This is a genomic window from Teredinibacter purpureus, from assembly GCF_014217335.1.
Lineage (GTDB): Bacteria > Pseudomonadota > Gammaproteobacteria > Pseudomonadales > Cellvibrionaceae > Teredinibacter > Teredinibacter purpureus.
This window is the reverse complement of the sequence record NZ_CP060092.1, coordinates 1,014,568-1,026,992: the sequence shown is the minus strand read 5'-3', so window position 1 is coordinate 1,026,992 and position 12,425 is coordinate 1,014,568. Positions and strand designations below refer to the sequence as shown.

The window sequence follows — 12,425 nt, the reverse complement described above, 5'->3', positions numbered from 1 at the left end:
ACCGAATCGCGCCAGAAAAAATACATTAATGTGCATAAAAAGAAGAGCACGGCACATCAAAACACTACTCAACACAGGCTAGCCTGTAATAACAATCAAACGTATGGCTGAAAGTTGTAACTGTGTGTGCTGCAACATCGCCTGACACACTTGATCGCTTTTTTTATTTAATTCAGCAATTTCTTCACTGTCGGCCGCAACACTATGTCGCGCTAAATTTTGCAGACGATTCGCTTCGTTCTCAAAATACTGTTTTGCTTGCTCTGCGGCGGTTATCAAAAGCTGTTCTTTTTCGACTTCCGCTAACGCTTCTGCTTTTTTATACCAATCGCCTATTTCGTTTTTGCGCGATTTAACCACATCACGCGCAAGATATTTTTTCACAGGCTCAATGGTTTGTTGCAAGGTTGCTTCTGGCATTAACGCTGCGAGATTTTTCTCGCTGATATCCAAAACCAATGCACGTACCGAATGACGGGTCAAAAAAGGTAAGCACGCCGTCGATTGCGGTGATTGGATCACCAAATCAAAACAGACCTCGAGCAAACAGTGGCCAGCCGGTAACTGCTTGCTGGGCAGCGTTGCAACCGATGCCGAACCTAGATCGGAGTGATGCAATAATTCCCATAGCCCACTAATAAAGGGGGAATCCCAGCTGACAAACCGTAAATCTTCTCGGTGGTTGGCCAACTCGCGTGAAAAGGTTAGCTCTGTGCCTTCTGGCGGCAGGCCGGGCAAGGCTGGAATAAGCATTTTGTCTGAAGGAATTAAACTGTAAACGCCTTCGAAGGTTGCCTCAAAATGAAAGTTGAATAAATCACTCGCCATTTCAATAAGCGCCAGCGGCGTTTCTTCTTCAAACAAAGCTATCTTATTGGCTATTTCGTCGGCGAATGGCTGACGACAACTGTTCATTTCCAGCAGTGCGTCACGCCCTTGCTGAATGTCTAATTGCAATTGCGCCACTTGCGCTCGACATTCATCTGCCAAAGCTGGCGTGAGTATCTCTTCACTGTAAAACTCTTCGGCCTCGGCAAAGCCATTCAACTTTTCATCATGCACTTGGCCTGCAGCGGGGTTTTGCTGTTCTATACAGTGCAAGACCGAATGAAACCACTCAAATTGGCACGCCGTACGTGAATGCTCCGCGAAAGGAATATGGACATTCACGTCGCGGGTTTGACCAATACGATCTAGACGGCCAATGCGCTGCTCCAGCAAATCGGGGTGATCAGGCAAATCCAAACACACAAGATGACAACTAAACTGGAAATTACGCCCTTCGCTACCAATTTCGGAACACACTAAAATCTGACTTCCTTGCTCCATATCCGCAAAGTAGGCCGCTGCTTTATCACGCTCTATTAAATTTTGCTCTTCATGGAATAAGGCGGCATCCAGCCCGTGCTTTTGCCATAAATAGCTTTCGCACGCTCTAACATGGTCTATGTCATGACAAATAACTAGAATCTTTTCGTCGCCCTGCTCTTTTATCCACTGCGATAACCATTCAAAACGAGCCTCCCAGGTGTCCTCTCCGAGCACATGTGCATGTGCTACACGTTTAGGAAAACCGGCAATAGCGGAACGCACATTTCTAAACATCACGCGGCCCACGCCATGAACATCCAGTAATTGATCAATAAGCGCTTCATCACTCGCGTCGATGGGTAGCTCGTAATCCTTAATTAAGTGTTCTCGGCCTTCTGGCAGCGCTTGAATACGCTCATTCAGCTCTTGGTATTTTGATTCTTCAGCGTGTAAATGCTCAAGGCTGGTGAATTTTGCAGGGTCTAATAGTTGCAGCCGAGCAAAATGACTTTCAGCGCCCAATTGCTCTGGCGTTGCCGTTAACAAAATAAGGTGGTCGCTGGTAATCGATAGCTGCTGCAAACAACCAAAAGCCTCACTTTCTGGCAAAATATGATGGGCTTCATCCACTATCGTAATATCGAATTCAGCCTCAAGTAATTGCGGTGCAATATGCTCCGCAATGGAGTGCGGTACGATATGCACCTGGCCACTCATAAAATCGTGTTCTTCACCCGCATACAATGAGGGTACTAGTGCAAATTTACGCACCAATTCCACCAACCATTGCACCTGCAACGCATCCGGCACCAAAATTAGAGCGCGCTCTACGCGTTCAAATTTCAACAACCGGCTTAATATCATGCCCGCTTCAATCGTTTTACCTAAGCCTACTTCGTCGGCTAGCAATACCCGCACTTTTTCACGCTCACACGCCATCCAAGCCACGTAAAGCTGATGCGGGATAAGATTTGCCCTAACACCGAGTAAACCGCCTAACCGCGATTGCCAGGTCTTACTCACCGCTTCATCGAGCTTACGACGAAAATAGAACCACTTGGGCGCGTCTAACTGGCCTGTTTGAAGCCGAACGAGGGGTTGGTTGAGGCTAACTTCTGAGGAGAGTTGTGTTTCCGGTACTAAGCGATCCTCGCCAAGATCGTAGATGAGCAAGCCATTCTGCTCATGGACTTCTACGACCGTAGCAGTACCTCCGGCAGCGAGGGTAACCTCGTCTTCAACTGAAAACTGGATGCGCGTTAACGGCGCCTGCGCCATCGCGTAATTGCGTTCGCAATCACCCTGTTCAAAAAAAATAGACACGGTGCGACCTTGCACCCCTGTAACAATTCCCAAACCAAGCTCGGGTTCGGAATCGACTACCCAGCGCTGGCCTTGAACGAAAGCGGTCATCATCTACTGAAAATCTCTAAGAAAGTCTTTTGGGGGGCGCCATTGTACGGATTTTATGGGTTAATGATAGTTGATCAGATCAGGCCAGTGACGCTTTCTCTTGTAAGGCCAACTTTTGTTTGCGGGAAAAAGTTTTAATATGCGCTTCTCGCTTACACGCATCCGAACGAGAACTTGCCGTTTCTTGGTACACCAACACTACCGGTTGCCGTGCACGGGTATAACGCGCGCTTTTGCTGGCTCCGTTATGCTCCTTTACCCGCCGTTCCACATCCGTGGTAACGCCCGTATACAAAGACAGATCAGCGCAGCGCACCATATACACATACCAGCCCTTTGTCTCACCCATAAACCTTTATTATTTCCCTGCTCGAATTGCGTAATGGCGCTCGCGTCTCGCTCATCATAACCACTATTATACAACGCTACCCCATCACTACTTTTTATATCTATGCACACAGAAACAAAACAGGGCCTTGTATGCGCCATAAGCGCTTACACGTGTTGGGGGTTTGTACCCCTGTATTTTCGGCAGTTCGATAGCATTTCCGCCGGCGAACTACTTGGCCACCGCATCTTTTGGTCCGCTCTTTTTGTCAGTATCCTTCTGCTCGTATTACGCCGCTTTCACTTGCTAATACCTTATTTCCGATCACCTCGTACTCTGCTCATTCTCGCGGCAGGGGCATTTTGTGTAGCACTCAACTGGCTGGTGTTTATTTGGGCAACCAATAATGGCTATTTACTGGAAACGAGTTTAGGGTATTACATCAACCCTTTGGTTAATATTATCTTTGGCTTATTATTTCTTGGAGAAAAACTAAGGCGCGCTCAATGGATAGCCGTACTACTAGCCACAATAGGTGTTAGCGTACCGATGGTAACAATGGGTTCCTTTCCCGTGATTGCCCTAACCCTCGCCTTTTCATTTGGTGGGTACGGGTTACTGCGTAAGCTGGTACGCGTTAACGCCTTAGAAGGCTTATTTATAGAAACACTCATATTGCTAATACCGGTAACACTCTATTTTATTTTTTTATCCCCCATGGCGTCTCTGCAAATCGCCGAAACGGATTTCTCGTTTGCTCTATTATTAGTAGCGGCAGGCCCTATAACCAGTATCCCACTCATTTTATTCGCAGGCGCGGTGAACCGATTAAACTACAGCACCGTTGGTTTTATCCAATACCTCGCCCCCACAATTGTACTTATAACCGCCGTAGGTTGGTTAGGTGAAGTGCTTGTTTGGCAAAAAACACTCACCTTTATTTTTATCTGGATAGCACTCGCCATATATTCTTGGGATGCGTGGCGAGTGAACAAACGCTATGCGCCGTTACGTTGAAGCAAATATTTTAACGCGTTTCTAGGGGGCCACCCTTCCCACTAGAACTTCGTTATTCAGACTCGGTTTTAACGGTATGTTAAACGCTAATATCAATGAAAAAACGGCAAATACCGCGCCCATTAAAAATACCGTGCCGTGGGATATAATCCACACTATACCCAGTAGCGCGGGGATAACTACCGCAGCAATATGGTTAATGGTAAAACTTACGCTCGCAGTCGCGGCCATATCGGCAGGGTCTGCAATTTTTTGAAAGTAGGTGGATACCGCAATTGCAAATGCAAAAAATAGATGATCGATAACATAGAGCCCTGCAGCAACGGTGGCGCTCTCGACAAAGGCGTAGCCTACAAAGATGAGTATAAGTGCACTGTATTCGATGATTAGCGCTCGTCGTTCACCTATAACGCCAATGAGTTTTCCTATACGGGCAGCGAAGAAAAAATTAAACACGTAATTTATTATAAATAGGGCGCTTATTTCACCAACCGAATAATGGAATTTTTCGACCATTAGAAAGCCAGCAAAAACCACGAATATTTGCCTGCGTGCACCACTAAAAAAAACTAAAGCATAAAATAGCCAGTAACGTTTTCGTAGTAGCAATTTTTTGTGTTGGTCTACATGGGGGTTAAAATTTTTAAATTTGACGACAATAACACTCAATGCGCACAACCCGCCTACGCCCGCGAGCAGGTACATCCACTTATACTCCACGCCCAGCGTATCCATTGCGACAAATATAAGCCCGTAGGCCGAAAGTGACGCTATGGCTTTTACGGACAACGCCCTGCCCATAAAATGCGGTGCATGCTCCTTGCTTAACCACTGTAATGTGAGCGATTTATTAATAGTCTCAAAATAGTGAAAACCAATAGACATTACCACCGTCGTTAAATATAACCCCGTTGCAAACGGAAAAAATCCGGTTAGTGCAACCCCTAGCGCCATAATCGCAACCGATATCAATGCAAAGAATTGCTCACGAATAATCAGTAATACAAACACGGCGGTGAAGGCGAGAAAACCCGGAACTTCGCGCAAACTTTGCAGTACGCCAATTTCTACGCCCGTAAAATTAGCCCGTTCAATAACAAAGTTATTCAGTAACACTTGCCATGTCGCAAACATAAAAGACATTACAAACGTTAGGCTAAGCAATAGGTTTTCGGGTTTTCCCCAAAAATCAGATAAGCGCTTTCGAGAAACTACGCGCCGCGCAGTAGTGCCTAAGAACATAACCGTCTACCTCGAGTATTAGCGTACAAAAGAAGGGGGTAATAAGAAAGAGTGGCACTTTACACCGCCGGCATCAAAGACGCTGGAGTTTAACATAGGTTAAGATCAGGGCGTTGACACAACCGTAACGGCCATCACTCATCGTTACACCACCATGCTTACCATAGGACGCGCCGTACCTTATGAAATTTGACGCTCTTGGCTTACTTATCCCCAATATTGTGTTGCCCAATAACACCGTAGATATGCACACTTGGGCCGTTGTGGCCTGCGACCAATATTCTTCCGAGCCACTGTATTGGGAAAAAGTTGAAGCGCTCACCGCCGAAAAACCGTCTACCGCGCATATGATTTTTCCAGAAGCGTTTCTGAACACGCAAGATTCTGATAAGAGGATTACGGCCATTCATAACGCGATGCACAGAGCCCTTAACGATGGTACTTTACAAGAAATACCTGCGGGGCTAACCCTGTGTGAACGCACGCTGCAAAATGGCCAGTCACGCAAAGGCGTGGTTGTCGCCCTAGACCTAGAGCATTACGATTATCGAGACGGCAGCCAATCGCTTATTCGTGCAACTGAAGGTACCATTGTCGACCGATTACCCCCGCGCATAAAAATTCGACAAGACGCACCACTAGAATTGCCGCACATCATGGTGTTAATCGATGACCCAGAACGATCGGTGATCGAACCCCTATTCAAACAGCCCTTCACTCCCCTTTATGACGTTACATTGATGCAAGATGGCGGGCGAGTTCAAGGGCGACACCTTCGCAAACTCTCGGTTCTTCAACAATTCGCTGATAATTTAGCGGCCTTGGCAGCACCCGATAGCTTTCAAAAAAAGTACGCGACGGCCGATCACAAACCCTTGCTCTATGCCATGGGCGACGGCAATCACTCCTTCGCGACGGCGCGCGCAATATGGGAAAGCATGAAATCACGCCAAGGTTTCGACGCCGTCAAAGACCATCCCGCTCGCTATGCTTTGGTAGAGCTGGTGAATGTGTACGACGAATCGCTGGCATTTGAAGCCATTCACCGCGTGGTCTTTAATATAGAACCGGAACAACTCATCGCAGAGTTTCTAGCTTACTTCTCGCATCAGCACGCCGAACGATTCGACACACTCCCACACACGCTGGAGACATCGACTCTCACCAACACCCACTGCCTTCCCTTTTGTTGTGAGCACACAAGCGGCACTCTGGTCATTCGACAACCAACCCATCAACTCGCGGCCGGTAGCCTTCAAGCATTTCTCGATGGCTATTTAGCTCAGCACACAGACGCTAGCGTCGATTACATTCATGGTGAACACACGACCCAAAGCTTAGGATGTAAACCGCGCAATATTGGTTTTAGCTTGCCACCTATCGAGAAAAGCGCATTGTTTAAAACCGTTATTTTTGATGGTGCACTGCCACGAAAAACATTCTCTATGGGCGACGCCCACGACAAGCGCTTTTACGTAGAGGCGCGACGCATTCAACGGTAAAGTATGCTGTTAGGTGGCACGAGATAAACGTTAAATGCAATCGGCACCTAACTCAATATCCGTCATCAATGCGGCCATCGCCGGGTTTTCTCGCGTTAAATGCGTATGCAATGCTGCTTTATTTATATCCGGCTGATTTTGGCTAAGCTTGAATTTTCCCTGCAGTGTATCCACCGATATTTCGATACCCACAATGGCGTTCATTAGTTTATCGATGTAGTCCTCCGGCGCATCACTCACCTGCCAAGGGTGTTCTTGCCCCCTTTCTTGCTGATTCGTCAACTCAACAAGCTGCTCGTACTTCCACGCGTTATTGTGATAAAACGATAGTTGGCCAGTAACATGTACCGCTGCATAATTCCACGTGGGCACCACCCGCGGGTCTGTTTTTTTACTGGGGTACCAGTTCGGCGAAATATAGTGGTTAGGCCCGTGGAATATCACCAACGCAGGTTCAGCGATATTCGCGGTATTCCACATTTTATTCGCCTTGGGTATGTGGCCCGCAAGCGTCCATTGCGATGTTGTGCTCACCGCGTCATTTACCCGCAAAATAAACGGTATGGCTGTAGAGTCCAAACCCGCGGGGGTATTGATCACCAACGTCGCAAAAGGGTAGGCAACCATAAATTGTTGAACGCTATGCGGGTCATTTTGAATAAACGCTTTCGGGGAATACACAGACATAAGCACTCATAATTATTAGTTGGATTAGTTTGTTCGCACGTTTTAGATTCGCTTCAACTCAGCGGTATTGCGGTTTACGGGCTCGAAACGTAAACCTCACGGCGCCACACATTCAGTTCAGCAGATAAGGGTACACCCGGTAATGGCACGATAGATAACAGTACAACAGGTAAAGGTATATTAAGGAGGCTTCATGAGCACGGAAACGAAAGCACTTTCTCTAGACCAATGGCGGTTAGCGATAACCTTTATTGCAAGCATCATCATCCCTACGGTTATTTTCTTTACTGGTCAATCTATAGAGAAAACACTAAAAGACCGGGAGCTAGCGTTAAAATATGTGGAAATATCCGTCGATATTCTAACGGAAGAGGCACGCCCCGAAACACAAAACCTGCGCGCATGGGCTATTCAAAATATAAACGCTCACGCCGCCGTTAAACTCGACGACAACACCATTGATGAATTGAAATCGGAGACGATGCCAACGGCCACTCCGGCCATCACTCACACAACCGGCGAAACGTCTAACTTTACCATCCCCGTTGCGCCGCGGGATATTCGCTATATTATCATTACCGATTCCGAAACACCTTCCATGCGGGCACTTAAAAATATGATGGTAAAACCAAAGGCAGAGGCCTCTTACCATTACATTATTGGCGTGGACGGCACCGTAGAAAAGATGATTGAAGAACACAATATTGCATGGCACGCGGGGCGTAGCCAGTGGAACGGTGAGCACGATCTCAATGCGGTGTCGATTGGCATCGGCCTCGTTCACCTCTCCAGCGCTGACGGTGATAACTGGATGCGACTCGCCTCCGATCACCCCGCCGTAGGCCCTCACTACCCTCACGCCCAACTCGACGCATTAACGAATTTGTTAGGCCTGCTCGCCAAGCGCTATGCTCTCGCCCCGGAAAATATCATTACCAAACAAGCGATAGCGCCGGATCGCAGCCGTACCGATTTATACGGGGCGCCAATGGCGGCAATTCGCGCCACGCTGCGCCCTTAAAACGCGGTACGCTTGCAACCACCTTGCTTACGCTGTAACCCATCACCGAGGTGGCGCAGGCGCACAACGCTTCCCCACGACTATCATCAAAATCTATCGGGTAACCACTTAATCGCAGCGCTTAACACGCCCACTCTCCTATACTGACCGTAATCTTGGCCACGTCATCCCTGTTGCCAAGCAAGGCCAGCCGCATCAAACGCATCCCTTCAATGCTAAACCCCAGTGGATTCTGTATTATGCGCGCAATATCCTCCTATTTGCGGTGTCGTGCGCACAGCGCGCTAACCCCTCGGCCAAAATCAAAGGTTTAATTATGAAAGTGTGCGGAATCGAAATAAAAGGTAAAGAGGCGGTTATCTGCCTACTCAGCAGTAATAACGGCCTGTTTGAAATTGGCGATTGTCGCGCTCGCAGCCTCGTACTCAGCGATGCCGATACCGCCGAAGGCCTGCTGGCCTTCCAAGCAACTTTGGCCAAACTCGTTGAAGACTACCGTATAGAAAAAATCGTGATTAAAGAGCGCATGAAAAAAGGCAAATTCGCCGGTGGCGCCGACGGCTTTAAGCTAGAAGCCGCCATTCAGCTTATAGAAGGCCTTTCCGTTAGCCTTATTTCCGCTACACGTATAAAAGAGCTGCTAAAGCTAAAACCTTTACCCATATTATTTGCCGACACCGGACTTAAAATGTTTCAAGAAGCCGCTTTTAAAACCGCCTACGCGGCACTTATAGACACCAGCGAAAGTAGTCCCACCCTATGAGTGAATTCACCGAGCTTGGCCTACACCCTTCTATTGGTAGGGCCTTGGATAAACTTGAGTTTACCGAACCCACCGATGTACAGGCTAAGAGTATCCCCGCCGCGCTTACAGGCCGCGATCTCATGGTCTCGTCCCGCACCGGTAGCGGAAAAAGCGCCGCGTTCATACTGCCCATGCTCCACCGTTTTTTGCATAACCCACAACCGCACTCCTCTACCCGCGCCTTAATATTAGTGCCTACCCGCGAATTGGCACTGCAAACGGCCAAAGCGTTCGCGCAATTTGCCACCTTCACGCACCTTAAAATTGGCATTGTAATGGGTGGTGAATCATACCGGCATCAGGTTTCTACACTACGCCGTAACCCCGAGGTACTGGTTGCCACACCCGGCCGCCTCGTTGAACATATCAAGAACAACAATATCGATTTTTCCGATATTGAAATGTTAGTGTTGGATGAATCCGACCGCATGCTCGACATGGGGTTCAAGGACGCCATGGCTACCATCTCGGAGGCCTGCAACCCCGCGCGTCAAAACCTATTATTTTCGGCCACCCTAAAACACAAAGGTATTGGCAGCATAACCGAGCACATGTCAGACCCGATCCGCATACAAATTGATAGCCTCCAAAGTGGCCACGACAACATTACCCAGCAGCGTGTACTCGCCGACGACGACCGCCATAAAGAACAATTAATTGCGCAGTTAATACAAGAAGAAAACGCCGAACGCGTTATCGTTTTTTGCGCAACGCGCCTGCAATGTCAGAAAGTCAGTAACATTTTGCGAGCTAAAAAATTGATCTCGGAATATATACACGGGGAAGTGGCGCAAAGTGATCGAAAACAAGTATTAAACCGTTTTAGAGACGGCAAAATTCAAGTGCTCGTCGCTACCGATGTCGCGGCCCGTGGCCTGGATATTCACGACGTAGACTTGGTCGTAAATTTCACCATCGCCTTCTCGGGCGACGAACACGTTCATAGAGTAGGGCGCACCGGGCGCGCCGACAAAGCAGGGCTCGCCATTACCTTGGTTAACGCCAAAGATTGGAATGCAATGTCTAGCATAGAGCGCTATTTAAAAATTCGCTTAGAGCCACGCAAGGTAAAAGGCCTAGAGGCTGACTATACAGGCCCCAAGAAACTAAAATCATCGGGCAAAGCGGCCGGTACCAAGAAAAAGAAATTAAAAACAGTCGCGGGTAAGAACGCCAAGAAAGTAGCAGCAAAAAAATCGGCCTCCGCTAAACCCGCAAAAATAAGAAAATCGCCAAAAGACCGCGTAGTGGCGCCACTGGGCGATGGCTCCTCCCCCTTGCGACGCAAGAAAAATACTGATTAAGCCCCCTCTTTAAGCCCCTTCTCTATCGCGCTGCCAGTCTTTCACCTTAGGTATCATACACCTTGAATACTACAGGGGCTGGCGCGCGAACAGCTCACCGCTAAATCCTCTATATTCTCTTTCATTTTAGCCCGCGTAGAAACGAATAAACCTATAACTAGAACGCTGCCTAGTGGTTAAGGTTTCTCGTTATCATCTTCAATAATACAACGTACTACGCTCCATTATTGCGCTTATGTTTACAGGTTATAACGCTCCCCGAGCGCAATAAATAATTAACCTAACAAATAATCTTCTTTTGTGACTTTATAAAACCCTAGTTGACTTATCAAGGTGCTACACTCGCCGCTTGTTAGACTTCGGATTACCACATGTTTTTTCTACAAGCCACTCTTAGTAAGCACTATTATGGATACTGTAAATGAAACCCCTCTCACTATAGGCATTTTCGGAACCTACGGTTTCGGCAATATGGGAGACGCGATGGTTGCTGATGCAACTATCGCTGGTTTAAAACGCTGCCGCCCCAATGCCCATATTATTGGCATTTGTCAGCAACCGGTTAACGTACATAAACGACACGGAATAGATGCCATTTCCATATTCAGGAAATATATACAGAATACAGATTACACCCCAACCAACAGCGATCCACCCACACCGCGCTTATTCCAGTTTACTATTGCCTCATTACGTGATCGCGTAATTGTCACCATCAAATCTTTCCCCATTCTGTTCAAAACACTTAAAGCATTAGCCTTTACCGCTCACTTCCTGTTTAATTTATTACAAGAAACTTATTTTTGCCTTACCATTTTCAAACATTTACGCAAAATCGACCTTCTAGTTATCGCCGGCTCTGGTCAGCTAAATGATGAATGGGGAGGCGCGTGGCGATACCCTTTCGCGTTATTTAGATGGTGCTTGATTGCTCGCCTTACAGGATGCAAAATTGCTTTTATGAGCGTTGGAGCGGGCGCTATAACCCACAAGGCCTCCCGCCTTTTTTGTACTTGGGCCATAAAACTTGCACATTACAAATCTTTTCGGGACGCCAATACACTCGAAAAAATCATTGGCTGGGGTGTCATTGGGGCACAGTGGGTACCCGATATGGCATTCTCCGTGCAAATAGACGAGCGGGTTAAAGCGCTAGCCGTATCGACCTCGCCAGCAGCCGTGTGCATAAACCCCATTTCCTTCGGCGACCCCAGAAGTTGGTGCACCCCAAACGCCGCAGCCTATAACCGATATACCCATGAGCTAGCCTTATTTTGCGATTGGTTACTTGAGCAAGGCCATAACCTACACTTTATACCCAACAATATCGATATGGATAACCCAACCATAGACGACATAATTACCCAGCTACACCCAAGAGAAAATATTGCGGAAAAGCTATTCCGCCCCAAAACCGAAACCTATCGAGACGTTTACCACAACATTGGCAACGTAGACTTTGTTTTTGCCAGCCGCTTTCATGGCGTTGTCTTTGCTTTAATGCAAAACATCCCAGTCGTAGCGCTCGCCCATCACTATAAATATGCTGAACTACTAAAAGAAATGGAACAAGAAAAATATGGCTTGAATATAAATACCTTTACAGCCAATCATCTCAAGGCATTATTTTTACAATTGCAATTGTCTGAGACAGAGAACAAGACCGCTATACGCGAAAACGTTAAACATTATCGTGATCTAACGGAAGATCAGTTTCGCTGTATTTCGCGACTATGTATCAGCTAACGCCACCTTCTTTGGTTGGCACTTTAAATACACACAAACGTTCAATAAT

10 protein-coding genes are annotated in these 12,425 nt (G+C 47.3%); 6 read left to right on the top strand and 4 right to left on the bottom strand.

The window, feature by feature from the left end:
• Positions 1-78: 78 nt before the first annotated feature.
• Positions 79-2,727 (bottom strand): helicase-related protein, encoded by a 2,649-nt coding sequence (locus H5647_RS04430; RefSeq protein WP_236074765.1) that lies wholly within the window; start codon positions 2,725-2,727, stop codon positions 79-81.
• 76 nt (positions 2,728-2,803) lie between these two features.
• Entirely contained in the window at positions 2,804-3,073 is a 270-nt protein-coding gene (locus tag H5647_RS04425) for a GIY-YIG nuclease family protein (protein WP_045856619.1), read from the bottom strand.
• Between the two features lie 102 nt (positions 3,074-3,175).
• Between H5647_RS04425 and rarD the strand changes: the two genes are divergently transcribed.
• Complete coding sequence (rarD, locus tag H5647_RS04420; RefSeq protein WP_045856616.1) at positions 3,176-4,069, top strand: EamA family transporter RarD; 894 nt, start codon at positions 3,176-3,178, stop codon at positions 4,067-4,069.
• Between the two features lie 21 nt (positions 4,070-4,090).
• Here the strand turns inward: rarD and H5647_RS04415 are convergent, their stop codons facing one another.
• Positions 4,091-5,311, bottom strand: coding sequence for an MFS transporter (locus H5647_RS04415; protein ID WP_045856614.1), 1,221 nt, complete (start codon positions 5,309-5,311; stop codon positions 4,091-4,093).
• Positions 5,312-5,493: 182 nt separating this feature from the next.
• Here H5647_RS04415 and H5647_RS04410 point away from each other — a divergent pair, with 182 nt between their 5' ends.
• Positions 5,494-6,813 carry a DUF1015 domain-containing protein gene (locus H5647_RS04410; protein ID WP_045856612.1) on the top strand — a complete coding sequence of 440 codons (1,320 nt, stop codon included), beginning with the start codon at positions 5,494-5,496 and terminating at the stop codon, positions 6,811-6,813.
• Between the two features lie 30 nt (positions 6,814-6,843).
• On the opposite strand, the gene H5647_RS04405 is transcribed toward H5647_RS04410, so the two are convergent.
• Positions 6,844-7,500, bottom strand: coding sequence for an FMN-binding negative transcriptional regulator (locus H5647_RS04405; RefSeq protein WP_052691868.1), 657 nt, complete (start codon positions 7,498-7,500; stop codon positions 6,844-6,846).
• 193 nt (positions 7,501-7,693) lie between these two features.
• On the opposite strand from H5647_RS04405, the gene H5647_RS04400 reads away from it, so the two are divergent.
• The 4 genes from H5647_RS04400 to H5647_RS04385 all read left to right on the top strand — a co-directional run bounded on the left by H5647_RS04400 (position 7,694) and on the right by H5647_RS04385 (position 12,376).
• Positions 7,694-8,521, top strand: coding sequence for an N-acetylmuramoyl-L-alanine amidase (locus tag H5647_RS04400; protein WP_052691867.1), 828 nt, complete (start codon positions 7,694-7,696; stop codon positions 8,519-8,521).
• Positions 8,522-8,837: 316 nt separating this feature from the next.
• Positions 8,838-9,284 carry a DUF3010 family protein gene (locus H5647_RS04395; RefSeq protein ID WP_045861064.1) on the top strand — a complete coding sequence of 149 codons (447 nt, stop codon included), beginning with the start codon at positions 8,838-8,840 and terminating at the stop codon, positions 9,282-9,284.
• A complete protein-coding gene (locus H5647_RS04390; protein ID WP_045856610.1) occupies positions 9,281-10,630 on the top strand; it encodes a DEAD/DEAH box helicase in 1,350 nt (449 codons plus the stop codon). The genes H5647_RS04395 and H5647_RS04390 overlap by 4 nt, the downstream gene beginning before the upstream one ends.
• A 408-nt stretch (positions 10,631-11,038) precedes the next feature.
• Positions 11,039-12,376 carry a polysaccharide pyruvyl transferase family protein gene (locus tag H5647_RS04385; protein WP_045856609.1) on the top strand — a complete coding sequence of 446 codons (1,338 nt, stop codon included), beginning with the start codon at positions 11,039-11,041 and terminating at the stop codon, positions 12,374-12,376.
• The last annotated feature ends 49 nt before the right edge of the window (positions 12,377-12,425 follow it).